23 protein-coding genes are annotated in these 22901 nt (G+C 63.4%); 9 read left to right on the top strand and 14 right to left on the bottom strand.

Features of this window, described 5'->3' with window-relative positions; translation table 11 throughout:
• Positions 1–39: 39 nt before the first annotated feature.
• The 9 genes from BN1124_RS16080 to thpR all read right to left on the bottom strand — a co-directional run bounded on the left by BN1124_RS16080 (position 40) and on the right by thpR (position 7208).
• Entirely contained in the window at positions 40–387 is a 348-nt protein-coding gene (locus BN1124_RS16080; protein ID WP_042643542.1) for a putative quinol monooxygenase, read from the bottom strand.
• Between the two features lie 13 nt (positions 388–400).
• On the bottom strand, positions 401–1258 hold the full coding sequence (gene panC, locus BN1124_RS16075; RefSeq protein WP_042643540.1) for a pantoate--beta-alanine ligase: 858 nt from the start codon (positions 1256–1258) through the stop codon (positions 401–403).
• 100 nt (positions 1259–1358) lie between these two features.
• On the bottom strand, positions 1359–2153 hold the full coding sequence (gene panB, locus BN1124_RS16070) for a 3-methyl-2-oxobutanoate hydroxymethyltransferase (protein ID WP_042643538.1): 795 nt from the start codon (positions 2151–2153) through the stop codon (positions 1359–1361).
• An 18-nt stretch (positions 2154–2171) separates the two neighbouring features.
• A complete protein-coding gene (folK, locus tag BN1124_RS16065) occupies positions 2172–2669 on the bottom strand; it encodes a 2-amino-4-hydroxy-6-hydroxymethyldihydropteridine diphosphokinase (protein WP_042643536.1) in 498 nt (165 codons plus the stop codon).
• A gap of 7 nt (positions 2670–2676) precedes the next feature.
• Positions 2677–4152: a polynucleotide adenylyltransferase PcnB gene (gene pcnB / locus BN1124_RS16060; protein ID WP_042643836.1), complete on the bottom strand. Its 1476-nt coding sequence runs from the start codon at positions 4150–4152 to the stop codon at positions 2677–2679.
• A gap of 176 nt (positions 4153–4328) precedes the next feature.
• On the bottom strand, positions 4329–5231 hold the full coding sequence (gene gluQRS / locus BN1124_RS16055; RefSeq protein WP_042643534.1) for a tRNA glutamyl-Q(34) synthetase GluQRS: 903 nt from the start codon (positions 5229–5231) through the stop codon (positions 4329–4331).
• 116 nt (positions 5232–5347) lie between these two features.
• Positions 5348–5797 carry an RNA polymerase-binding protein DksA gene (dksA, locus tag BN1124_RS16050; RefSeq protein WP_005329052.1) on the bottom strand — a complete coding sequence of 150 codons (450 nt, stop codon included), beginning with the start codon at positions 5795–5797 and terminating at the stop codon, positions 5348–5350.
• 119 nt (positions 5798–5916) lie between these two features.
• Complete coding sequence (sfsA, locus tag BN1124_RS16045; protein ID WP_042643531.1) at positions 5917–6660, bottom strand: DNA/RNA nuclease SfsA; 744 nt, start codon at positions 6658–6660, stop codon at positions 5917–5919.
• On the bottom strand, positions 6657–7208 hold the full coding sequence (gene thpR, locus BN1124_RS16040; protein WP_042643529.1) for an RNA 2',3'-cyclic phosphodiesterase: 552 nt from the start codon (positions 7206–7208) through the stop codon (positions 6657–6659). Before thpR ends, sfsA begins: the two co-directional genes overlap by 4 nt.
• Before the next feature lie 246 nt (positions 7209–7454).
• Here thpR and hrpB point away from each other — a divergent pair, with 246 nt between their 5' ends.
• The 3 genes from hrpB to gloA2 all read left to right on the top strand — a co-directional run bounded on the left by hrpB (position 7455) and on the right by gloA2 (position 12763).
• Complete coding sequence (hrpB, locus tag BN1124_RS16035; RefSeq protein WP_042643527.1) at positions 7455–9902, top strand: ATP-dependent helicase HrpB; 2448 nt, start codon at positions 7455–7457, stop codon at positions 9900–9902.
• An 82-nt stretch (positions 9903–9984) separates the two neighbouring features.
• Entirely contained in the window at positions 9985–12312 is a 2328-nt protein-coding gene (gene mrcB / locus BN1124_RS16030) for a penicillin-binding protein 1B (protein ID WP_042643525.1), read from the top strand.
• 40 nt (positions 12313–12352) lie between these two features.
• Positions 12353–12763, top strand: coding sequence for an SMU1112c/YaeR family gloxylase I-like metalloprotein (gene gloA2 / locus BN1124_RS16025; RefSeq protein ID WP_042643523.1), 411 nt, complete (start codon positions 12353–12355; stop codon positions 12761–12763).
• 80 nt (positions 12764–12843) lie between these two features.
• On the opposite strand, the gene BN1124_RS16020 is transcribed toward gloA2, so the two are convergent.
• Both BN1124_RS16020 and BN1124_RS16015 read right to left on the bottom strand, forming a co-directional pair.
• Positions 12844–13164 carry an SMR family transporter gene (locus BN1124_RS16020; RefSeq protein WP_033128778.1) on the bottom strand — a complete coding sequence of 107 codons (321 nt, stop codon included), beginning with the start codon at positions 13162–13164 and terminating at the stop codon, positions 12844–12846.
• Positions 13152–13553 carry an SMR family transporter gene (locus tag BN1124_RS16015; RefSeq protein WP_082041658.1) on the bottom strand — a complete coding sequence of 134 codons (402 nt, stop codon included), beginning with the start codon at positions 13551–13553 and terminating at the stop codon, positions 13152–13154. The genes BN1124_RS16020 and BN1124_RS16015 overlap by 13 nt, the downstream gene beginning before the upstream one ends.
• Positions 13554–13709: 156 nt before the next feature.
• Between BN1124_RS16015 and BN1124_RS16010 the strand changes: the two genes are divergently transcribed.
• Positions 13710–14591, top strand: a complete 882-nt coding sequence (locus BN1124_RS16010) for a LysR family transcriptional regulator (protein ID WP_042643521.1) — start codon at positions 13710–13712, stop codon at positions 14589–14591.
• Between the two features lie 35 nt (positions 14592–14626).
• On the opposite strand, the gene BN1124_RS16005 is transcribed toward BN1124_RS16010, so the two are convergent.
• The gene (locus tag BN1124_RS16005) at positions 14627–15139 is read right to left on the bottom strand and encodes a DUF2937 family protein (RefSeq protein ID WP_042643519.1); all 513 of its coding nucleotides are present in this window, start codon (positions 15137–15139) and stop codon (positions 14627–14629) included.
• A gap of 198 nt (positions 15140–15337) precedes the next feature.
• Here BN1124_RS16005 and BN1124_RS16000 point away from each other — a divergent pair, with 198 nt between their 5' ends.
• Positions 15338–16021 (top strand): phosphatase PAP2 family protein, encoded by a 684-nt coding sequence (locus tag BN1124_RS16000; RefSeq protein WP_042643517.1) that lies wholly within the window; start codon positions 15338–15340, stop codon positions 16019–16021.
• 284 nt (positions 16022–16305) lie between these two features.
• Positions 16306–17208: a sulfite exporter TauE/SafE family protein gene (locus tag BN1124_RS15995; RefSeq protein ID WP_042643514.1), complete on the top strand. Its 903-nt coding sequence runs from the start codon at positions 16306–16308 to the stop codon at positions 17206–17208.
• A gap of 37 nt (positions 17209–17245) precedes the next feature.
• Here the strand turns inward: BN1124_RS15995 and BN1124_RS15990 are convergent, their stop codons facing one another.
• Positions 17246–18055 carry a hypothetical protein gene (locus tag BN1124_RS15990; RefSeq protein WP_042643512.1) on the bottom strand — a complete coding sequence of 270 codons (810 nt, stop codon included), beginning with the start codon at positions 18053–18055 and terminating at the stop codon, positions 17246–17248.
• A gap of 218 nt (positions 18056–18273) precedes the next feature.
• Positions 18274–19560, bottom strand: coding sequence for a glutamate-1-semialdehyde 2,1-aminomutase (gene hemL / locus BN1124_RS15985; protein ID WP_042643510.1), 1287 nt, complete (start codon positions 19558–19560; stop codon positions 18274–18276).
• Positions 19561–19780: 220 nt separating this feature from the next.
• On the opposite strand from hemL, the gene clcA reads away from it, so the two are divergent.
• The 3 genes from clcA (at position 19781) to erpA (ending at position 22394) form a co-directional block, all read left to right on the top strand.
• Complete coding sequence (gene clcA / locus BN1124_RS15980) at positions 19781–21175, top strand: H(+)/Cl(-) exchange transporter ClcA (RefSeq protein WP_042643508.1); 1395 nt, start codon at positions 19781–19783, stop codon at positions 21173–21175.
• Between the two features lie 86 nt (positions 21176–21261).
• Positions 21262–21954 carry a DUF6776 family protein gene (locus tag BN1124_RS15975; RefSeq protein ID WP_042643506.1) on the top strand — a complete coding sequence of 231 codons (693 nt, stop codon included), beginning with the start codon at positions 21262–21264 and terminating at the stop codon, positions 21952–21954.
• A gap of 89 nt (positions 21955–22043) precedes the next feature.
• Positions 22044–22394, top strand: coding sequence for an iron-sulfur cluster insertion protein ErpA (gene erpA / locus BN1124_RS15970; protein ID WP_042643504.1), 351 nt, complete (start codon positions 22044–22046; stop codon positions 22392–22394).
• Positions 22395–22901: the final 507 nt, after the last annotated feature.

Below are 22901 nucleotides of genomic sequence, written 5' to 3'. Positions count from 1 at the left end.
AGGCGCCTGTGGGCGCCTTTTGTTTGTTCATCGCCCGCCTCAGAGGGCGGGGGCGTCATAGCCTTCGGGCTCATCACTGTAGACGCAGACGTTCCACTTGGCGGCCAGGCCGTCATCGGCGAGGCAGTAACGCTCGAAGAAGGCCTTGATCTCGGCCCGCTGGCAGTGGGCCTCGAAGCTTGCCATGTCGCGCCAGATCTCGTTGAACACGATGGGGAAGCTCTCCCCTTCGGCGAAGGGGCTGGGGATGCGGCGGGTGACTATGTACTGCTGGCAGCCATCCTCGCGCAGGGTGTTGGGCTCGAGCCCCTGCAACACGGCAAACAGGGCCTGCTCCTGACCCGGCTTGGGCTGGAACTGGGCGATGCAATAAACCTTCTTGGACATGGTGGCTCCGGGATCAGGTGGGTTGGCGCGTCACGACGCGGTTATCGATGAGACGGGCCTTGCCGAGATAAGCGGCCATCAGGATCACCAGCCGCTCGCTCTCGCCGGTGGCGGACTCGAGGGTATCGGCATCGACGATGTCGATGGCATCCGTTTTGAAACCGGCGTTGTCGAGACGCCGGCTGGCCTGGGCCACCAGGGAGGGCAGGTGGTGATCCCCTGCCTCAATCTGCTCGGCTATCCAGTTCATGGTGCGTGGGAGCTCGGGGGCCAGCGCCCGCTCGGCCTCGGTGAGGTAGCCGTTGCGCGAGGAGAGCGCCAGCCCGTCCTCGGCCCGCACCGTCGGCACGCCGACGATCTGGACCGGCATGGCCATGTCGGCCACCATCTTGCGGATCAGCGCCAACTGCTGGTAATCCTTCTGACCGAAGCAGGCCACGTCCGGCTGCACCAGATTGAACAGCTTGGTGACGACTGTGCTGACGCCGCGAAAATGGCCGGGACGCAGGGCACCTTCCAGCAGGCCGGAGAGGCCGGGCACCTCGACGAAGGTCTGGCTGGCCAGCCCATGGGGGTACATCAGCTCCGGGGTCGGGGTGAACACCAGATCCACGCCGGCGGCGCGCAGGGCGGCACAGTCCTGCTCCAGGGTGCGGGGGTAGTTGGTGAGATCCTCGGCCTTGTCGAACTGCAGGGGGTTGACGAAGATGCTGACGACCACCTTCTCACCGTGGCTGCGGGCCTCGTTGACCAGGGTCAGGTGGCCCTGATGGAGATTGCCCATGGTGGGCACGAATGCGATGGCACGGCCTTCGCGACGCCATTGATTGATCTGCTCACGCAGCGCGGCGGGATTATTAACGACCAACATCAAGAGTTCACCTTCAGATACTTCAAAGAGAGATGGAATCGACCAGTTAAGAATGACGAAGCGGGGGCCTGTGCCCCCGCTATTGCCCTGAGGCGTGCAATCAGTTGAAGCAGTGTTCGGGGCCGGGGAAGGTGCCCTCGCTGACCTGCTTCACGTAGAGGCGGATAGCGGCATGCATGTCGCCGGTCTCGGCCAGGAAGTTCTTGGTGAACTTGGGCACATAGCCGGAGGTGATGCCGAAGGCATCGTGCATGACCAGGATCTGGCCGTCGGTGGCGGGGCCGGCACCAATGCCGATCACCGGGATGCGCAGCGCCTTGGTGATCCGCTCGGCCAGGGCAACCGGCACGCATTCGAGCACCAGCAGCTGGATACCGGCGGCTTGCAGCTCGAGGGCATGGCGATACATCTCCTGGGCCTGGAACTCGTCGCGTCCCTGGATCTTGAAGCCGCCAAACACGTGCACGGATTGCGGTGTCAGACCGAGGTGACCGCAGACCGGCACGCCGTTGCGGGTCAGGTGACGGACGCTGTCACACAGCCAGTCGCCCCCTTCAATCTTGACCATGCGAGCACCGGCGGCCATCAGGCGGGCGGCGTTCTGGTAGGTCTGCTCGGGGGTGGCGTAACTCATGAACGGCATGTCACTCACCACCAGCGCCTTGCTGGTGCCACGCACCACGCAGCGGGTGTGGTAGACCATTTCGTCCATGTTGACGCCCAGGGTGTCTTCACCCCCCTGCAGCACCATGCCGAGGGAATCACCGATGAGCAGCACCTGGGCGCCTTCGTCGTCGAACAGCTTGGCGAAGCTGGCATCATAGGCGGTGATGGCGGTGATCTTCTGCCCGTCCTGCTTCATTTTCAACAGGCTGGTGGTGGTTATCTTGCTCATAACGTTGCTCCTACTCCTCTACTCACCCGTGGCGCTGGCAAGGATCTCGAGACCATTGCGCGGGCAGCGGGCAACCAGTTCGGTGAGTGGGGTGCCGCAGGGCAGCACCAGGGCGGGTGCGAGCTCGGCAAGGGGGAGCAGGACAAATTCCCGCTCCTTCATGCCGTAGTGGGGAACGGTCAGGCGTTCATGCTGGATGACTTGCTCGCCATAGAGCAGCAGATCCAGATCCAGGGTTCTTGGGCCCCAACGCTCGTCCTTGCGCACACGTCCCTGTTCCAACTCGATTTTCTGCAGTTGATCCAGCAAGGCCAGGGGGCCGAGCCGGGTATGAAGTCGCACCACGGCATTGACGTAGTCCGGCTGGTCCGCAGGGCCCATGGGGCGACTGCCGTAAAGCTGCGAGGTCTGTTGCAGCTCGGACTCCGGCAGCGTCGCCAGGGCGGCGATCGCACGTCGGGCCTGGGCAACGGGATTGCCCAGGTTGGAGCCGATGGCAACGAAGACCTCGGTCATCAGAGTATCACTCGGCCGCTTTCGGTTTGCGGCGACGGGGGCGACGGCGATTGCGGCTGTTGGTGCCACGTTTCTCACCGTCAGCGCTACGTGCTTCAGCCGCCGGGGCGCGCTCACCGCTCGCCGGGCGGCGGGTCGCCTCCCGTTGCAGCTGCGGGCGCACATCCGGATTGGAGGCCACATAGCGCTCCCACCAGCTGGCGAGCTCGCCGAGGCCCCGCTCTACCCGGTTGCGCAGCAACAGGAAGTCAAAGGCCGCGCGGAATTTCGGATGCTCCATGGCGCGCTCGGGGTGACGGCCCTGGCGGCGGGTCAGCCGCTGTTGCAGCGCCCAGATGTCGCGCACGTCCGTGGTGAAGCGGCGTGGCACGGCGATGATCCGCACCTGAGCGTCCAGCACCTCGTTGATGGCCAGCATGAAGGCATCGTGCCAGGGCAGTCCGCTCTCGTTTTCCAGCACCCGGGCACGGGCCTCGACGGCGCCCCACAACAGGGTGGCGTAGAGGAAGGCAGGGTTGACCCGCTTGTCTTCACGAACCCGGTTGTCGGTGTCCATCAGCGCCTGCTCGATGAACTGCTCGAACGGCGAGGTGCCGTGCGGGGTGAGCAGGGCGGCGACCTGCGGGAACAGCGGCTGGAACAGCCCGTATTCGCGCAGCAGCTTGTAGGTGGCGAGGCCGTCGCCGGCCAGGAACAGCTTGAGGGTCTCCTCAAACAGTCGCGCGGCCGGAATGTCCTGCAGCAGCGGCGCCAGCTCCTTGATGGGGGCGGCGCTGCGCGGGCTGATGGTCATGTCCAGCTTGGCGGCGAAGCGCACGGCGCGCAGCATCCGCACCGGATCTTCCCGGTAACGGGTCTCGGGGTCACCGATCAGCTCCAGCTTGCGCTGGGCGAGATCCTCGATGCCACCCTCGAAATCGTGCAGGGTGAAATCCTTGGCGCTGTAGTAGAGGGCGTTGACGGTGAAATCGCGGCGCTCGGCATCCTCTTCGATGGTGCCGTAGACGTTGTCACGCAGCAGCATGCCTTCATCAGACTGGGCCGACACGTGCTTGCTGGTATTGACCTGATGGTGGTGACCACGGAAGGTAGCCACTTCGATCACGTCACGACCAAAGACGATGTGGGCCAAGCGGAAGCGACGGCCGATCAGGCGGCAGTTGCTGAACAACGCCTTGATCTGCTCCGGGGTCGCGTTGGTGGCGATGTCGAAATCCTTTGGCGTCTTCCCGAGCAGCAGGTCACGGACGCCGCCGCCGACCAGGTAGGCGTCATAGCCACCTTTATTCAGGCGGTAGAGCACCTTGAGCGCATTCTCGCTGATCTCTTTGCGCGAGATGGGGTGTTGGTCACGGCTTAAGGTACGACGCTGGCCGGCTACGTGGGTCGGAATGGTTGACTCCACCGGCTGCTCGCCGTCTTCCTTGCCGAGCACCTTGCGGCAAAAGTTTGCGATCTGGGAAAAAATGGTACACCTCTTCATGACTTCAAATTGACGGGAGGCCAAAAAATAGCGGCCTATCATAGCTCAGCCCTGACCAAATGAGAAACGGTGAGGTCTGCTCACTTGGTTTGGGCCCGCCTGCCTAAGAAATTGAGCTGTCTATTTATATCGCCCACATGGCTCAGACCTGACCAAATAAGAAACAATGGGCCTGCTTATCGGGATCCCAGGGCGATCTTTTGCTGATGCGGGACCTGTGCCAGCCGCCAGTGGGCGATAGCCCAGGCGATGATCTCCTCGACCGTGCCTTCTCTCAGCTCAGGCGGGGGACATTGGCCGAGAAACGCGAGCGCCTGCCACAGGGCCGGCCTGACATCATCCAGCGCCAGTGCCGGCGCATGGTTCTGCTTGGACAGCTTGTTGCCATCGGCCAGCACCGCCAGCGGCAGGTGCACCCAGCCGGGCACGGTCGCCCCCAGGGTCTGGTAGAGCGCAATCTGGCGCACCGTGGGTTCCAGCAGATCGGCGCCGCGCACTATCTCGGTGATGCCGCTGTCCATGTCATCCACCACCACCGCCAGGTTGTAGGCGTAGAGCCCATCCCGACGGCGAACGATAAGGTCCTCCTCCGCGAGCCCGGCGGGCACGACTATCTCACCTTGCAGTTCATCGTCGAAGCGGTAGACGGGATGAGGCTGGCGCAGTCGGGCGGCGCAGCCTTGTGGACTCAGCCCCAGCTCACGGCAGTGGCCGTTATACAGGCCGCCGCTGGCCATGATCTCGCGCCGGGTGCAGCGGCACCAGTAGAGCGCCCCCGCCCGGTAGAGTTGTTCGATGATCTCGTCATAACGGGCGTGGCGTCGGCTCTGGAACATCGGCTCCCCATCCCAGTGCAGGCCATGGGCCTCCAGGGTCTCGAGGATGAGACTGCTGGCCCCCGCCATCTCCCGCGGGGGATCTATGTCTTCAATCCGCACCAGCCAGCGCCCTCCCTGCGATCTGGCCTGCAGGAAGCTGCCGAGGGCCGCCACCAGGGAGCCAAAGTGAAGCGGACCCGAGGGGGAGGGGGCGAAGCGGCCTATATAAGGACGAGGCTGGGAGGGGGGAGCTGGGTTCACGGGCGTGGCGATTCGGGCAAGGGGTTCATTGAGGCAGCATTTTGGGACGCCGTGGCCAAAAGCTCAATAAAAAAGGGAGCTCGCAGGCTCCCTTTTGTGCATCTAGACGGTCGGCATCAGCCGGCCATCTGCTTTTCCTTGATTTCGGCCAGCGTCTTGCAGTCGACACAGAGGTCTGCAGTCGGACGGGCTTCGAGACGACGAATGCCGATTTCGATACCGCAGTGTTCGCAGTAACCAAAGTCGTCTTCTTCGAGCAGCAGCAAGGTCTTCTCGATCTTCTTGATCAGCTTGCGTTCACGGTCGCGGGTCCGCAGTTCGAGAGCAAACTCTTCTTCCTGCGCAGCGCGATCGACTGGATCCGGGAAATTGGCAGCCTCATCCTTCATATGGTCAACGGTGCGGTCAACTTCCTGCATCAGTTGGTTGCGCCAGGCTCCCAGGATCTTGCGGAAATGTACCTTCTGTTGGTCATTCATGTACTCCTCACCGGCTTTGACCTGGTAAGGCTCTACACCCGCAATGGCCAGGGGGCCCAGAGATTTCCTGTTTTCGCCTGTTGGCATGCCCTGTCTCCTAATTCAGCACGCTACCCGTGCCATCCGTAAATTGAGGGCCGTATCTATAGCAGAAGGGTTAACCTGAGGCAAACAAGCCTTGCCAAATATGTTACCCACTCCAGTATTTATTCGCAGCCCTGGGGTAGCAGGCGGCCAGATTCAAATGGAATAAAACTCTGTGCCACCATGCCCTGCACCCCAACATGGGGGCGGTAGCATAAAATTTCAACCCCCGCCGCCATTGCCTGCTCAACAAGCAGACTATAGTGCGGATCTATATGGGCTGCAGGACGCATCCGCTCAATCCCCGAGTGCAACACCATGAACAGCAGCACGGCTCTGTGACCGGCCGCCTTCATGGCCATTAATTCACGCAAGTGCTTGGCGCCACGGGTGGTGACCGCATCCGGGAAGTAGCCCATGCCAGGCTGTTCGCGCTCGTCCAACAGGGTGACGGACTTCACCTCTATGTAACAGCGGGGCCTGTCATCGTCCTCCAGCAGCAGATCGATGCGGCTGTTCTCCTCACCATATTTCACCTCGGTGCGCAGCCTGGCATAACCCGCCAGCGGGGCGAGCTGATCCTGCTCGATCAGCTCGCGGGCTATCTGGTTCGCGCGGGCCGTGTTGACGCAGATGAAGTGACCCGCCGGGCTCTCGGCTATCTCCCAGCTGTGGGCCAGCTTGCGCTTGGGATTGTTTGAGGTGGAGTACCAGACCCGGGTGCCCGGCAGGGCGCAGCCGGTCATGGCACCGGTGTTAGCGCAGTGGATGGTGATCTGCTCGCCGTTGTCGAGCAGGACGTCGGTCAGGAAGCGCTTGTAGCGGCTGATCAACTGCCCGGATTGCAGGGGAGGATCGAAGATCATCGGCTCGCCTCCCCACTCTGTTGTTCCTTGTCTTTGGCGCGGGCCCGCAGCGGCCAGCAGGCCAGCGGCTCGTATTGAACCCCGTCCGGCGTGCTGACGGAGCTATAGAGGCAGAAGCGATCGGCGTGCAGCATGAAGTCCGGCGCCGGCAGCTCGGCCGGGGCTTCGGCGGCCTTGCGCGACAGAGTGACATGGGGGCGATAGCCCAGCTCACCGTTGCCAAGCCCCAGCTTCTCGCCGTGGCGACGCAGGGCCCTGGCCAGCACGTTCAGCTCGTTCGGCCACTCTCTCGGCCCCACCCAGGCGGCCTTGGCGCGATTGAACCAGCCGGTCTGATCGAGCCGGACGCTAAATGGCGGGCAGTGTTGCAGCTCGGCGGCCGCCATCAGCTGGGCCTGGGTGGCCTCGTCGGCCTCACCGAGAAAGGCCAGGGTCAGATGCAGGTTGGCTTGGGGCACCGGCAGGCCGGGCCAGGGACGCCGCTCACGCCAGTCGATCAGGGCGGGGGCCAGCTCGTGCAGAGGCAGGGCAAAGAAGAGTTTGGGCATGCGAGTCGTGGGTCCTCGTGGGCACAGTGGAATGGCCCATTCTATGGCAGCGAACCGGCTCCTGTCTCGCCATCGCTGCCCGGCAACCCTGCCTCAGGGTGGCAACTGCCGTGACGAAAGCCGCGAGCCGCAACCTGAATCCCCGTGGATGCCGTCACGCGCCAGTGACATCCGCTTATGGTCTTGGCGGATGCTATGGCAGAATGGACCCCGTTTTTAAGGTCGCCACAGAAGGTTTTCGCCGTTTTGTCCCAACTCCCCATCGTCTCGGTGCTGTCCGAGCTGTTTGACGCCATCGCTGCTCATCCAAGCGTGATCCTGCAGGCGCCCCCCGGCGCGGGCAAATCGACCCTGTTGCCGCTGGAGCTGGTGCGCCAGGGCCGGCTGCCCGGTCGCATCATCATGCTGGAGCCGCGCCGTCTGGCGGCGCGCAATATAGCGAGCTTTTTGGCCCGTCAGCTGGGGGAGAAGGTGGGGGAGCGCATCGGTCTGCGGGTGCGCGGGATGAGTCGCACCAGTGCACAGACCCGGCTCGAGATAGTGACCGAGGGGGTGCTGACCCGGATGCTGCAGCAAGACCCCGAGCTGGCGGGCGTCTCCCTGGTCATCTTCGACGAATTTCACGAGCGCAGCCTGCACGCCGACACCGCGCTCGCCTTCGCCATCGAGAGTCAGCAGGGGCTGAGGGAGGATCTCAAGCTGCTGATCATGTCCGCCACCCTGGATGGCATGGCACTCGAGCGCTTGTTGCCGGGGGCCCCCGTCATCCGCTCCGAGGGGCGCGGCTTCCCCATCGACTATCACTACCGCCCCGCCAACCGCCAGCAGTGGCTGGAGCCGCAAGTCGGCGCCGTGGTGCTCGAAGCACTGGCCAGCCATGCCGGCAGCGCCCTGGTGTTCCTGCCGGGGCAGGGGGAGATAGAGCGGTTGGCGCAATGGCTGGAGGGCAAGCTACCGGATGACGTGCGACTCGCGCCGCTCTATGGCCGCCTGGACATGGCGGCCCAACAGGCCGCCATCGAGCCAGCGCCGGCGGGCCGTCGCAAGCTGGTGCTCACCACCAATGTGGCTGAGACCTCTCTCACCATTGAGGGCGTGTCTGTCGTCATCGACAGCGGCCTGGAGCGGCGTGCCAGCTTCGATTTGAAGAGCGGTGTCACCCGGCTGGAGACCCGCCAGATCGCCAGGGCATCCGCCACCCAGCGGGCGGGCCGCGCCGGCCGCCTCGGCCCCGGCGTTTGCTACCGGCTGTGGAGCAGCGAAGGGCAGGAGCGGCTCGCCGAGCAGAGCCCACCGGACATCCTGACCCAGGAGCTGACCGGCCTGTTGCTGGACGCCGCCCAGTGGGGAGCCAGGGTCGAGAGCCTGCCGCTGCTGGACATGCCCCCCGCCGCCGCCGTGGCCAGCGCCCAGCGACTGCTGGTGGCGCTCGGCGCCATGCAAGCCGAAGGCGAACAGCAGCTCACCGCCGAGGGCAGGGCCATGGCGGCGTTCGGTACCCATCCCCGGCTTGCGCGCCTGTTGCTGCGCGCGCGGGCGCTGGAAGCCGGGGGTCTGACAGGGATTGTCGCCGACGCGGCCTATCTGGTGGCGCTGCTGGAAGAGGATCTGCGAGGATCCGAGCGCCTCTCGGTGCTGTTCCATCGTCGCCAAGGGGCCCTGCGCCAGGGGGCCGCCCGCTGGTTCGAGCGCCTCGGCGCAAGGCCTGCGGCTGCCCAGGGTCAGTGGCTCGGGCTGCTGTGCGCCCTCGCCTGGCCGGACAGGATCGGCAAGCTGCGCAGCGGCAGCCGCTATCAACTCAGTGGTGGGGTGAGCTGCGATCTGGTAGAAGGTCATCCCTGTCAGGGACAAGCGGCGATCGTCGCCGTGGAGATGGGGCAGAACGAGCGCGGCAGCCGCATCTTCATCGCCGAGCCCGTGGCGCTGGACGAGCTGGTGCGCTTGCTGCCGGAGCTGGTGAGCGAGCGGGAGCGGTTCGACTGGGACGAGCGTGAGGAGCGGGTGCGAGCCGAGCGCCAGCAGGTGCTGGGGGAGCTGGTGCTGAGCCAGCGGCCGCTGACCGAGCTGTCGGACGAGCAGAGGGGGCGCTGCCTGCTGCAGGGGATCCGGCGCAAGGGGTTGCAGGTGCTGCCTTGGGAGGAGGGCAGCGAGGGGCTGCTGGCCCGGCTGCGCTGCGCCGCCGACTGGCTGCCGGAGGAGGGTTGGCCCGCCATGGATGAGGAGAGCCTGCTGGCTCGCCTCGAGGAGTGGTTGCTGCCCGCCCTCGGTGGCATGACCCGGCTGGAGCAGCTCAAGCGCCTCAACCTGACCGAGCTGCTACGCCAGTCCCTGCCTTGGCCCTTGCCCAAGCGGCTGGACGAGGCGCTGCCGAGCCATTTTCAGGCGCCGACCGGCAGCCGGGTGCGCATTCGCTATGAGCCGGGACAGGCGCCGGTGATCCCGGTGCGCATTCAGGAGATGTTTGGTCAGGCCAGCACGCCTTGTGTGGCCGATGGCCGGGTGCCGCTGGTGGTGGAGCTGCTCTCCCCGGCCCAGCGGCCGCTGCAGATCACCGCCGATCTCGCCGCCTTCTGGGCGGGTTCCTACGGCGAGGTGAAGAAAGAGATGAAGGGGCGCTATCCCCGCCACTACTGGCCGGACAACCCGCTGGAGGCGATGCCGACCAAGGTGACCAAGAAGAAGATGGGGATCTAACCCTGATCCGCTCCCGGCAGACGGGGGATCGATGAACACGCCACTGTGGCCAACGCATAACGACGAATAGCAAAGAGGATTCATGGCAACCCAAAGACGCAAGAGCGCCCCCAAGAAGGCGGCGCCCAATCGCACCATCTGGCGCAAGCTGTTCTGGCTTGGCTTCAAGCTCTCCCTGGTGGTGGGCGCCTTCATGGTGGTCTTCGGTATCTATCTCGATACCAAGGTGCGCGAGCGCTTCGATGGCGAGAAGTGGCAGTTGCCGGTGATGGTCTACAGCCGTCCGCTGGAGCTCTACCCCAGCCAGCGTCTCTCCCAGACCCAGATGATGCGCGAGCTCAACATGCTGAGCTACAAGCAGGTGCGCCAGCCTCACACCCCGGGGGAGTATGCGGTCAACGGCAACAAGATCGAGCTTATCCGCCGTCCGTTCGCCTTCCATGACGGTGCCGACGGGGCGCGCGGCCTGCGCCTCACCTTCAACGGCGGGCGACTGGAGGGGATCCAGTCCCTCGAGAACCAGCGTCCGCTCGGTTATGCCCAGATGGACCCTGTTTTGCTGGACCGCCTCAACACCGAGGATCGGGAGGATCGCCTGCTGGTGCGCATCGCCGAGGTGCCGGATAGCCTGCTGGTGACCCTGCTCACCACGGAAGACAGAGACTTCTACCAGCACGGCGGCGTCTCGCCGGTCGCCATCATGCGCGCCATGGTGGCCAACGTGCTGGCCGGCCGCACCGTGCAGGGGGGCAGTACCCTCACCCAGCAGCTCGCCAAGAACTTCTTCCTGACCCGCGAACGCAGCCTGTGGCGCAAGGCGCAGGAAGCCTACATGGCGGTGCTGATCGACTACCGCTACAGCAAGGACGAGATCCTGGAGGCCTACCTCAACGAGGTCTATCTGGGGCAGAACTTCTCCCAGGGGGTCTACGGCTTCGGGCTCGCCTCCTACTTCTACTTCGGCATCCCGGTCAACGAGCTGGACATCGATCAGGTGGCCCTGCTGGTGGGCATGGTGAAGGGGCCCTCCTATTACGATCCCTGGCGCTTCCCGGATCGGGCCAAGGCACGCCGGGATCTGGTGCTCAAGCTGCTGATGGATCACGGCAGCCTGACCCAGCCGGAATATGAGCTGGCCAGCAAGCAGCCGCTCGGCATCATCACCCGTGGCCAGATGAGCTATGGCCGTACACCGGCCTTCATGGGCCTGCTCAAGCGCGAGATCCAGAGCCGCTTCGGCCCGGATCTGCTCAAGCAGTCCGGCCTCAAGATCTTCACCAGCCTGGATCCCATCGCCCAGCACGCCGCCGAGCAGGCGGTGGAGTCCGGTCTGGCCACCATCGAGAAGCAGCGCGGCAAGAAGAAGCTGGAGGCGGCTATGGTGGTCTCCGACTGGCACAAGGGTGAGGTGGTTGCCATGGTGGGGGGCCGGGATCCGCGTTACGCCGGCTTCAACCGGGCGCTGGATGCCCGCCGCCAGATAGGCTCCCTGGTCAAACCCGCCGTCTACCTGACCGGCCTCTCCAACGGCCTGACCCTGGGCACGCCGTTGAAGGATCAGCCGATCCGCATCCGCGGTCAGGACGGCCAGATCTGGACGCCCCAGAACTACGATCGCAAGTTCCGCCAGAGCGTGCCGCTGATGGAGGCGCTGGCGAGCTCCCTCAACGTGCCGACCGTCAACCTCGGTCTGCAGGTGGGCCTGGACAAGGTGGTGGACACCCTGCACAAGCTCGGCGTCTCCCAGGAGATCCAGCCCTATCCGTCCCTGGTGCTGGGGGCCGTGGCCCTCTCGCCCATGGAGGTGAACCAGATGTACCTGCCCATCGCCAACCAGGGGCTGACCCAGCCGCTGTCGGCCATTCGCGCCGTGGTGAACAGCGATGGCAGTCAGCTCTATCAGCACGATGAGGCCGCCAAGCGGGTGACGGATCCCCAGGCCAGCTGGCTGACCCTGTTCGCCATGACCAAGACGGTGAGCCAGGGCACGGCCCGCGCCCTGAGCGCCAAGTTCCCCGGCGCCACCATGGCCGCCAAGACGGGGACCACCAACGAGCTGCGCGACTCCTGGTTTGCGGGTCTGGACAACAACGAGCTGGTTAGCGTCTGGGTCGGTCGTGACGACAACACCCCGGCCGGGCTGACCGGTGCCAGCGGCGCTTTGCAGCTGTTCAGCGGCTACATGAGCCAGCGCGGGGTCAACAGCCTGAGCCTGAACATGCCGGAAGGGGTGAGCTGGGCCAGCTTCTCCCGCGCCAGCGGCGCCCGGGTCACCAACGACTGCCCCGGCAGTCTGCAGGTGCCGGCCAAGCTGGCGGGGCTGGGGGAACCCATGAGCTGCGCCAGCCCGGTCTCCAACCCGAATCCGGTCAATGCCCTGGACAACTGGTTCAACGGTTTCTTCAACTAACGAGACGGGCGGCCAGGCCGCCCGTCTTCACGGAGTCGATATGACAGTGCCCCTGTTTGACGGCATTCATCACGTGGCCATCATCGCCAGCGACTATGCCCGCTCTCGCCGCTTCTATCACGAGCTGCTGGGGCTGCCCATCCTGGCCGAGACCCTGCGTGCCGAGCGCGAGTCCTGGAAGCTGGATCTGGGCCTGCCGGATGGCAGCCAGATCGAGCTGTTCAGCTTCCAGGCGCCGCCGGCGCGGCCCTCCCGACCGGAGGCCTGCGGCCTGCGTCATCTGGCGTTTCGGGTGACAGATCTGGAGCGGGTCATCGCCCATCTGCAAGCCCACCAGATCGAGGTGGAGCCGGTGCGATTGGACGAGCTGACCGGCCGGCGCTTCACCTTCTTCGCCGACCCCGACGGCTTGCCGCTGGAGCTGTATGAGGCAGCGACTTCCGCTGCCTGATTCATCTGTAGCAGGGTTTTTATCCAACAAAAAGCCGCCCGGCAAACCGGGCGGCTTTTTTATGTGCAACTGGCAGCGTGTCAGGCGGTGGTCAGCAGCGCCACCGCCACGGCCATCACCAGGATCCCGGCCCAGCCGATGGGTTTGAGCCGCTCGCCGAACAACAAGAGCCCGCCGAGCGCGGTGCCGAGGATGCCGATGGCGCCCCAGGTGGCGTAGGCGATGGCGAGATCTATCTTGCCGGTGCTCACCGCCTCCGAGAGCAGGGTGAAGGCGCAGAGCACCAGCAGGATGCCGAGAAAGCCCCAGCCCTTGTAGCGAAAGCCGACCGAGCGGTTGATGGCCATGTTGGCACAGATATCCAGCAGCGCCGCACCGAGCACGATGATCAGGGGGTGCATACCGCCTCCTTCAGCTTGCTCGGGTCATTCTGGCTGCGCGGCTCCTCATGGGTTTCCCCCAGGGTCACCATAACAATCCCCACTATGGCCAGCGCCAGACCGATCAGCTCCTGAGTGCCGAGGTCGTAATCCATGAACAGTATGGAGGCCAGGGTGATGAGACCGATCCCCAGCCCCTCCCACAAGGCGAAGGCGATCCCAATAGAGATTGTTTTGGCGGCTTTGGCCAGCAACAGATAGGAGAGGGTGATTAGCCCCCACATGGGCAGATAGTTGAGCCATCCGGCTTCATTGTCCGGGATCAGGGCCATGGTCGAGGTGCCCGCCACCTCGGTGAGGATGGCGCCGGTCAGAAAGATCCGGGCCAATAACATGCGACTGATTAACATACGACATCCTTTTGTGACTGCGACCCTGAGATGATAGCCGCGGTGAACGCCGGCTCGGGAATCGCTGAGCGTCGAGAAACCGAACGCTGTGGGTTTGCCTTGTATGTTAGGGGCGAGCTAAGGTAGTCATAGGAACCTCTGCCAACCACGGCCCTTATGAAGCTCAATCAGATACAACTCTTTGTCGAATCGGCTGACTGCGGCTCCATTGCCCATGCCGCTCGCCGGCTTGGCAAGAGTCGCAGCGCGGTCAGCACGGCGATTGCGGCACTGGAGCTGGAGCTTGGCGTCGATCTTTTTGAACGAGGGGCCAACCAGAGTCGGCTGACCGAGATAGGGGAGCAGGTGCTGGACGACTGCAAGCGGCTGCTGCAGGCGGCCAACAGCCTGAAGCTCAAGTGCGAGCATCACGCCTCGGGCGCCGAGGTGGCGCTGCGGGTGGCGCGGGACGATGCCATTCCCGAACCGGTCTGGCGGGACATGCTGGGCACCCTGCGCCGCCAGTTCCCGGGCACCAGTATCTCCCTGGTGCTGGCCTCGCCCCCCGAGCTGCCGGCGCTGGTGGAGGAGGGGTTTGTGGATGCAGCCTTCGGCCTCATCACCGACGAGCAGGAGCGCAGCGGTCTGTGCATCGATGTGCTGAACCCGATCCGCACCCTGATGGTGGTGGCGCCGAGCCACCCCCTCGCCAGCCTGAAGCGGGTGCTGCAGCAGGATCTGGCCGGCCATACCCAGGTCACCCTCTCCTACGTCGACGAGTATTCGGTGAAGAGTCTGTTGCCCATCGTCGGCCAGCACATAGGCCTGTCGAGTTTCGAGCTGATGCGGGACGCTGTGCTGGATGGCCTCGGTTGGGCCGTGCTGCCCTCGCCGTTGATCCAGAGCCAGTTACGGCAGGGGGAGCTGTTGACCCTGAAGCACAAGTTCAGCCTGCAGTGGCGCGATTACGGCGTCTATCTGACCGAGAATGCCCACCATGGCAAGGTGCTCGCCTGGTTGAAGAAGGCGATCCAGGCCTACCTCGAACCCTTCGAGTAAGACCGTGATCGCCAGGGGGCAGGCTGTTAACCCGCTTAGCGCAGGCTATGGCGGGCGGCAGGACGTTGACGAAAGGGCAGCAGCACTATCCCCAGCAGCAGATCCCCGAGCAGGGCGGCGAGCACGCCGGCACTCAGACCACAGAAGATGGCGGCCTGCTTGAGGGGCACCACGTAACTGTAGTTGTGCAGGGTGTCTTGCCAGAGCTGGGGATCCGGTTGCAGCAGCAGGTGGGACAGCTGCCGATACCAGGGGGCATCCTGAAAGGCGCTCTCCTGTTGCAGCCGCTGTTGCTGGCTCACCAGCAGTTGCAGGCTGGTGGCGTCCTGGGTGAAAACCGGATCCTGGCTGGCGCGGTAGTGCTGGATCAGGGCGCTCAGATCCCCGCCAAAATGCTGATCCGCGGTGCCCTGGAAGGGCGCCAGACTGAGATTGGCCTGTTGCAGCCGGGCATCCAGCCGCTGGTAATAGAGATCGATCAGCCCCGGTATCTGCACGCCTGCCAGCAAACCGAGAGCAAACAACATCATGCGAAGGTAGCTGCGCATCGTCATCATCCTGAGTGAGGGGAGAGACCATACTAGCCGCAAGCCGCTGGCGAGCCAAGGCGACGCTTCCTCCGGTCCCGGCCGATGGGGTTTTGGTCAGCACTCGGAAACAGCGTCTGACGGATCCCTCCTGTTTTTTGTGATTCAGATCACCAAAATTCTGCTTTAACATGGGCCCTTTTCGAAGGAGGCGCTGGCATGAGCAAGTTCATCCCTTTCTATCTGGTCGGGGGCCTGATCGCCCTCAGTTGGCTCGTCCTGCCGGGCCATGGCCCCTGGGATAGATGGGATCTCGCCACCTTCCGGTTGGTCAATGGCTGGCTTGGCGCCTCTCCGCGCTGGGCCGATCTGGTCGCCATCACCAATCACCGTCTGTTCGATCTGGCCGTGCTGGCCTGCATGGGGGGGATCCTGGCCAGCTGTTTCTTCCACGTCCAGGGGCGGGAGCGCCACCGGCTGGTGGCGATGGGGGTGGTCATGCTGCTCGGGGCCCTGCTCATCAATCAGTTCGGCCATCTGCTGCCGATCAGCCGCCCCAGCCCCACCCTGATGGTGGCGGGGGCACTGCGGGTGAGCGAGCTTAGCCAGATCCCGACCAAGGATTCTGCCGGCGACAGCTTTCCCGGCGATCACGCCCTGTTCCTGATGATCTTCGCCGGTTTCGCCTTGCGTTACCTGCCGCGCTGGGCTGCCGTCGTCGCCGTGTTCATGGTGCCCCTGTTCTCGGCCCCCCGCATCCTGGCCGGAGCCCACTGGTTGACGGATGTCTATGTGGGTGCCCTCAGTCTGGCCCTGCTCTGCCTGCCGCCACTGCTGCTGACCCCCTTGTCGGATCGGCTGATCGCGCGCCTCGTCCCCAGACTGTCTCGCTGCCTGTCCTGATGTCCTCTCCCTCACTGACCCACGCACGATAAAAAAGAAGGCGGTGGTTAGCCGCCTTCTTTTGGTGATGCACCATCGGAATCTGTGGTCGTCGCGAAATGACCATGATTACGACCGATGAACCCGGGCTTGCGCCCTCATAGACAAGTATTAGCAGAGCCGTTCGGGCGTGCTTGTCGATAAATCCTCCGGTTAATCGTTTGCATCGGCTGAAGGGTTGATCCTGACCAAGATTTTTTATTCTTGCTGCCTTAGAATCGCCGCCCGTCGCTGGAGGACTTCGTATGCTCATTACTTTTTTACGCCTGTTGTTTGTTGGCTGTGCCCTGGTTTTCATCTTCATGCTGCTCCGCGCCTGGTGGCACAAACGGCGTCAGGGCGAACTTGAGTCCACGCCATTCTGGCCGGTGGCGGGCATAGGCTTTGTCGCCAACTTTCTCGATACCCTGGGGGTCGGCAGCTTCGCGGTGAAGACCGCCTGCTACAAGCAGTTCAAGCTCATCGATGACCGCCTGTTGCCCGGCACCCTCAACGGCCAGTGCGTGCTGCCGACCGTGGTCCAGTCCCTCATCTTCGTCGGCGCCGTCAAGGTGGATCCTGTCACCCTCATAGGCATGATGGTGGCGGCCGCGGCGGGAGCGGCCTGGGGGGCGCGTCACGTCGCCTCCTTCGACCGGCAGACCATCAGGCTGGTGATGGCGGTCTCCCTGCTGGTGGTGGCCGGGCTCATCTTCGCCGGGTTGCTGGGCCTGTTCCCCCTGGGGGGGGCGGCCATGGGGCTGACCGGCTACAAGTTGGGGATAGCGCTGCTCGGCAACTTCATCTTCGGCGTGCTGATGAATGTCGGCATCGGCCTGTTCGCCCCCTGCATGACGCTGGTCTATCTGCTGGGCATGAACCCGCTGGCGGCCTTCCCCATCATGATGGGCTCCACCGCCGTGCTCAGCGTCTTCTCGGCGGGTACCTTCATCCGCAAGGGGGCCTTCGATGCCAAGGCGGTGCTGGCGGTGGCCATCTTCGGCCCGATCGGCGTCGTGCTGGCCGCCATGCTGGTGCAGTCCATGGACATGCAGATGCTGAAATGGCTGGTGGCCTTCATCGTCATCTACACCTCCTGGACCATGTATGCCTCCTGGAAGGCAGCGCGCCATCAACCCCAGCCCCAGCTGGCGGGTGCCACCGGCTAGTATCACAGGCCCACCAGGCGAATAGCCGGTGGGCCTGTCATTTGGCGCGCCGGATCCCGCGTCTGGCGAGTGGCCCCGCCTTCATCTGGCCCGTGCTGGGCGGGGGACGCTGGCTGGAGGCGACCAGGGCCGCCTCGGCCTTGGCTCCGAGGAAGACATAGAGCCCCAGCGCCAGCAACAACCCCACGGCGCAGCCCATCACCCCCACCGCTGGCCAGAGCAGCTCGAGCTGGCCGAGGGAGCCCTTGAACAGCAGCAATAGCCCCTCGATGGAGACAGCGATTAGGATGGCGGCGATGAAGCGGGTGATGGTGCGGCGAATGGCGCTGTGGCGGAAGATGTCCTTATGCAGCAGCACCTCCTCCTCCAGAATGGTCTTGCCGAGATCGAACACCGCCAGCGCCAGGGTCAGGAAGATGATGGCACTGAAGGCGCCGAGCCGGTTCTGCTGGGTGCCGCACAGCAGCAGGTAGAGCTGCTCCAGCCCGTGCCAGATCAGGGTTGCGACGATGAGAAACAGCGCCAGGCTCAGGACCACATACACGGCCCTGAACCAGGGGATGGCGCGGCGCCGCTCCCTGTCTCCCATCAGCCAGGCGATCAGCTGATGCAGATTGATGCCGAGCTCGCAGCCATGGCCCTGTACCACCAGTCGAAGTTGCCCCTGGGGGGCGGGGATGGGGGCCAGTATGCCGGGCCTTGCCTGGCTCTGGCCTATGCTCTGAACGAAGGGGTAGCCCTTGAGGGCCTCCGGGGGGAGGGTTAGCAGCCCCAGCAACAGGGGGGTCAGCTCGGTTTCGTACTCCTGATAGCGCCGCAGCACATCGATGGGGCTCATCTCTGCCATACAAACCTCGGTCAAGTGGGCTCCTGCACGGATCAGTGCAAATAGTGGGCCTGCTTTATGACAATCAGGGGGGCGATCGTTGCACCAAAGGGTGGCAAAACGGGGGAGAGGCGCCGGGATGAGCACCAGAAAGGGGAGTGAAGCCGAACCTGGCTCCCGGATGAAGATGAAAAAGGGCCCTGCGAGGGCCCTTTGCTATTTCTGCGATGCGCGGCGCGTTAACCCGCCAGCTTGGCGAAGCTGCGATCGGCAGCGGCCAGGGTGTGTGCTATCTCCTTGTCGCCGTGAGCCAGGGACAGGAAGCCTGCCTCGTAGGCACTTGGCGCCAAGTAGACGCCTTCCTCAAGCATGAGATGGTAGAAGCGCTTGAAGCGTTCCATGTCGCAGCGGGTTACCTGCTCATAGCGGGTGATCTCGGTTTCCTCGGTGAAGAAGAAGCCGAACATGCCGCCCACATGGGTGATGGCGAGCGGGATGCCGTGCTTGGCGGCGGCGGCCTTCAGCCCCTCGGCCACCTGGGTGGTCTTGGCGCTCAGCTGCTCATAGAGGCCAGGCGCTTGCAGCAGATCCAGCATGGCGAGGCCGGCAGCCATGGCCACCGGGTTGCCAGACAGGGTACCCGCCTGATAAACCGGCCCGGTCGGGGCTATGTGCTGCATCACCTTCTTCTTGCCGCCGAAGGCGCCCACCGGCATGCCGGCACCGATGATCTTGCCGAGGGTGGTGAGATCCGGCTCTATGTTGTAATGGCCCTGGGCGCCGCGCAGGGAAACGCGGAAGCCGGTCATGACTTCGTCCAGGATCAGCAGGGCGCCAAACTCGTCACAGATGGCGCGCAGCCCTTCCAGGAAGCCGGGGACCGGCGGGATGCAGTTCATGTTGCCGGCTACTGGCTCGACTATGATGCAGGCGATCTCGCTGCCGTACTGCTGGAAGGTGTCGCGCACCGACGCCAGATCGTTGAACACGCAAGTCAGGGTGTGCTTGGCGAAATCGGCCGGCACGCCCGGGCTGTTCGGCTGACCCAGGGTGAGGGCGCCGGAGCCTGCCTTCACCAGCAGGGAGTCGGCGTGACCGTGGTAGCAGCCTTCAAACTTGACGATCTTGTCGCGGCCGGTGTAGCCACGGGCCAGGCGGATGGCGCTCATGGTGGCCTCGGTACCGGAGTTCACCATCCGTACCTGCTCCATGGAGGGGACTATCTGGCGCACCTTCTCGGCCATCAGCACTTCGATCTCGGTGGGAGCGCCAAAGCTCAGCCCCTTCTCCACCGCCTGGATGACGGCGGCCTTGATGGCGGGGTGATTGTGGCCGAGCAGCATGGGGCCCCAGGAACCGATGTAGTCCACATAGGCCTGACCATCCACATCATAGAGATAGGCACCGTCGGCGTGATCGATGAAGCGGGGCGTGCCACCGACCCCGTTGAAGGCGCGGACCGGGGAGTTGACGCCACCCGGAATGGTCTGGCGGGCCTGTTCAAACAGCTGATCTGATTTTGACATGGATCATCCTTAATGGGATTTTGGTTGTCGTACCCGGGAAGATGGCCGAATGAGGCTCGGCAGCCAGGAGGGGGTGGAGTATGCTTTGCGCTCTCGTTACCCGGGCCCTGGCCTGCTCCGTGGCACATGAAACGGGCCGACTATAGCAGAAAGGCCCTGTGCTGGGCAGCCGGGCCGCCGTCGGGTGTCTCCAAATCTGGTTAGATGAATATGGTATCCCATGGTGCAAGAAACTCTCTTCTCTTCTGAACCGGCTGCGCCACACCGCAGACCCGTCTTTTTTCGCCTAATACAGCAGGACAAGATGCCGCTGCTGGTGTTGCTGCTGGCTGCCCTGGTCGGCATCCTGGCCGGACTGGTATGTGGACTGTTCGAATCCTCGGTGCGCTGGCTGGGGGAGCAGCGGCTCGAGCTGCTGGCGGATCGCCCCTGGTGGCAACTCGGCCTGCTGGGCTTCGGCTTCAGCGCCCTGCTCGGCCTGATCGGTTACTTTCTGACCCATACCTTTGCCCCCGAGGCGGGGGGATCCGGTATTCCCGAGATCGAGGGGGCCATGGACGATCTGCGGCCGGTGCGCTGGTGGCGGGTGCTGCCGGTCAAGTTCTTCGGCGGCATCTGCACTCTGAGCTCCGGCATGGTGCTGGGACGGGAGGGGCCCTCGGTGCAGATCGGTGGCAACCTCGGCAAGATGGTGGCCGATATCTTCCGGCTGCCCAAGGAGCATGGCCATGCCCTGCTGGCCGCGGGGGCGGCTGGTGGTCTGGCCGCCGCCTTCAATGCCCCGCTGGCGGGCATCCTCTTTGTGATGGAGGAGATGCGGCCGCAGTTCCGTTACTCCTTCCTCGCCATCAAGGCGGTGGGGATCTCCGCCGTCATGGCGACCCTGATGCTGCAAAACATGAAGGGGCAGGGGCCGGTAATAAGCCTCCCTCATTACGATGCTCCCGCCCTGAAGGCACTCTGGCTTTTCCTCTTCATGGGGGGCTGTTTCGGCGTGTTGGGTTTCGTCTTCAACAAGCTGGTGCTCGCCTGTCAGGACGGCTATCTGGCCCTGCACCAGAACAAGCGGCATCGCTTCGTCGCCATCGGCATGCTGGTGGCGGGCACCTTCGGCGTGCTGTCGCTGTTTGTCCCCTCGGTCACGGGAGGCGGCACCGAGCTCATTCCCCATCTGCTGGGCAATGAATATGCGCTGGCGACCCTGTTCCTGCTCTTCTCGGTGCGGCTGATTGCGACCCTGATCTGCTTCTGTTCGGGGGCGCCGGGCGGTGTCTTTGCCCCGACCCTGGCATTGGGCACCCTGTTCGGGGTGGTCTTCGGCCACCTGTTTCATGCGGCCTTCCCCGAGCTCGGCATCGAGCCGGGCGCCTTCGCCATCGCCGGTATGGGGGCGCTGTTTGCCGCCACTGTGCGGGCCCCCATCACTGGCATAGTGCTGGTGACCGAGATGACGGATAACTATCAGCTGATCCTGCCCATGATGATCACCACCATAGGTGCGACGCTGGTGGCGCAATGGTTGGGGGGACGTCCCATCTATTCCCAGATCCTGGAGCGAACTTTACGGCTGGCGGCGCGTCAAAAACGGGGAGAAAGCAGTGTGACGGCCGGTTAACTCCTTGTTTATCCGCATCAATCAGAGGATGCGCGTATAGTGAAGAGAGAGTGGCCCTGTGCGACGCAGTCATATAAAGAGGCCCTATGTCCCGAATCGTGAAGGTATTGGTCGTGTTGTTGGTGGGAGCGATCATCGGTTATTTCGTCGGTAATCGGCAGGATCTGGCTCAAGGCAGCCTGTTGACGGTGCAGCAGGAGACTCTGGAACGTCAGAGCAAGGCGATAGGCCAGCTCAAGACGGATCTGGGGGTAAAGGATACGCTGCTGGCGACCCAGAAGGCGGCCTTCGAGCAGTTGCAGCAGGCCCTCAAGGATCAAGAGGCGCAGGTGCAGGAGCAGAAGCGCCAGCTAGCCTTCTTCGAGCGGATCATGCGCCCCAGCGGTGAGCAGGTCGGGGTGGTGATAGACAATCTGACGCTGCAGGAGACCAGCGTGCCCGGCCGCTACCACTATCGTCTGGCCCTGACCCAGCCCGCCAAGAAGCGTGAGCTGTTTCGTGGCCAGGTCCAGATTAAAGTGGAGGGGAGCCTGGCCAACAAGCCAAAGACGCTCAGCAGTCGGGATCTTGGCATGAAGGTCGGGGAGGGGCGCTATGCCCTGCGTTACTTCCAGCTACTGGAGGGAAACTGGCAATTGCCGGAAGGCTTTATCCCGGATCGGGTGCGGGTGACCATCGCCAAAGAGGGCCGCCAACCCGCCCAGGAGTTGCTGGCTGAGTGGGGCGAGGTGCTCAAGCCGCTGGTGGCGCAACCCGCCCCGTTGCCTGCGGCACAGTAACAGAGCTGTGAATACTTGAACTAAATGGTCGGGTATTGGATAATTTCGCAGTTTCCATGTTTGTGGATTTAACGGTTGTGAGGTCAGTGATGAGTGCAGTAGCAGAAGCCCCGTTGCCAATCCAGATGACGGATGCGGCGGCTAACAAGGTAAAGACCTTGATTACCGAAGAAGAAAATACCGAGCTCAAGCTGCGGGTCTATATCACTGGGGGGGGCTGCTCCGGTTTCCAGTATGGTTTTACCTTTGACGAGAAGATCAACGAGGGTGACACCATTGTCGAGAAGAGCGGGGTGACCATGGTGATCGATCCCATGAGCCTGCAATACCTGGTCGGTGGCAGTGTGGACTACACCGAAGGGTTGGAAGGCTCTCGCTTCATCGTGACCAACCCCAATGCCACAACTACCTGTGGTTGCGGCTCCAGCTTCTCCATCTGATCGATGGCTGCAGTGAGATTGAAAGGGCCCATCTGGGCCCTTTTCTATTAGGCCGTCTTCTCTCTCCTATATATGTGCACCAGTTGCAGAGCCTTGCGCCCGACGTCGTAGCTCAGTTCAGTGCAGAATTGACCCTCCATGAGTCCTTTTGTGCTGCTCTCTTGTACGATCTGGTTGTTGATTAAACACTTGAACGCCTTTCTCAAAAAAACACATAGTTTTTGCTTGTCAGAAAGAATCAGGCCCCTATAATGCGACCCCATCAGCACGGCGCAGTGCGCGTCTGGTCTGGCTTGCAAAGCAACCCAGTGAGGGTTATAGTTTCAAACCCTGCTCTTTAACAATTTGAATCAAGCAATCTGTGTGGGCACTCACAGCATCGAGCATCAAAATTAATTTTTGATTTTCAATGTCTGGTGAAGTGACCAAAACGACTTGTTAGCAATAACAAGCCGAACAGTTTATTTCAGCAATTCATTGAGCCGCTGAGTTACTCCGGTAACAACG

It is taken from the genome of Aeromonas eucrenophila (genome assembly GCF_000819865.1).
In the GTDB taxonomy this organism is placed as follows: domain Bacteria; phylum Pseudomonadota; class Gammaproteobacteria; order Enterobacterales; family Aeromonadaceae; genus Aeromonas; species Aeromonas eucrenophila.
Note: the sequence above shows the minus strand (reverse complement) of the source record. Positions and strands in the feature narration are given on the sequence as shown.

Coding starts and splice junctions, on each gene's coding strand:
- sfsA (WP_042643531.1), bottom strand. CDS start 6,660: ATGATCTTCGATCCTCCCCTGCAATCCGGGCAGTTGATCAGCCGCTAC.
- dksA (WP_005329052.1), bottom strand. CDS start 5,797: ATGCCAACAGGCGAAAACAGGAAATCTCTGGGCCCCCTGGCCATTGCG.
- panB (WP_042643538.1), bottom strand. CDS start 2,153: ATGAGCAAGATAACCACCACCAGCCTGTTGAAAATGAAGCAGGACGGG.
- BN1124_RS16020 (WP_033128778.1), bottom strand. CDS start 13,164: ATGCACCCCCTGATCATCGTGCTCGGTGCGGCGCTGCTGGATATCTGT.
- thpR (WP_042643529.1), bottom strand. CDS start 7,208: ATGCCCAAACTCTTCTTTGCCCTGCCTCTGCACGAGCTGGCCCCCGCC.
- BN1124_RS15990 (WP_042643512.1), bottom strand. CDS start 18,055: ATGGCAGAGATGAGCCCCATCGATGTGCTGCGGCGCTATCAGGAGTAC.
- hemL (WP_042643510.1), bottom strand. CDS start 19,560: ATGTCAAAATCAGATCAGCTGTTTGAACAGGCCCGCCAGACCATTCCG.
- BN1124_RS16010 (WP_042643521.1), top strand. CDS start 13,710: ATGAAGCTCAATCAGATACAACTCTTTGTCGAATCGGCTGACTGCGGC.
- BN1124_RS16080 (WP_042643542.1), bottom strand. CDS start 387: ATGTCCAAGAAGGTTTATTGCATCGCCCAGTTCCAGCCCAAGCCGGGT.
- BN1124_RS16005 (WP_042643519.1), bottom strand. CDS start 15,139: ATGCGCAGCTACCTTCGCATGATGTTGTTTGCTCTCGGTTTGCTGGCA.
- gloA2 (WP_042643523.1), top strand. CDS start 12,353: ATGACAGTGCCCCTGTTTGACGGCATTCATCACGTGGCCATCATCGCC.
- erpA (WP_042643504.1), top strand. CDS start 22,044: ATGAGTGCAGTAGCAGAAGCCCCGTTGCCAATCCAGATGACGGATGCG.
- BN1124_RS15995 (WP_042643514.1), top strand. CDS start 16,306: ATGCTCATTACTTTTTTACGCCTGTTGTTTGTTGGCTGTGCCCTGGTT.
- clcA (WP_042643508.1), top strand. CDS start 19,781: ATGGTGCAAGAAACTCTCTTCTCTTCTGAACCGGCTGCGCCACACCGC.
- BN1124_RS16015 (WP_082041658.1), bottom strand. CDS start 13,553: ATGTTAATCAGTCGCATGTTATTGGCCCGGATCTTTCTGACCGGCGCC.
- BN1124_RS16000 (WP_042643517.1), top strand. CDS start 15,338: ATGAGCAAGTTCATCCCTTTCTATCTGGTCGGGGGCCTGATCGCCCTC.
- BN1124_RS15975 (WP_042643506.1), top strand. CDS start 21,262: ATGTCCCGAATCGTGAAGGTATTGGTCGTGTTGTTGGTGGGAGCGATC.
- mrcB (WP_042643525.1), top strand. CDS start 9,985: ATGGCAACCCAAAGACGCAAGAGCGCCCCCAAGAAGGCGGCGCCCAAT.
- folK (WP_042643536.1), bottom strand. CDS start 2,669: ATGACCGAGGTCTTCGTTGCCATCGGCTCCAACCTGGGCAATCCCGTT.
- pcnB (WP_042643836.1), bottom strand. CDS start 4,152: ATGAAGAGGTGTACCATTTTTTCCCAGATCGCAAACTTTTGCCGCAAG.
- panC (WP_042643540.1), bottom strand. CDS start 1,258: ATGTTGGTCGTTAATAATCCCGCCGCGCTGCGTGAGCAGATCAATCAA.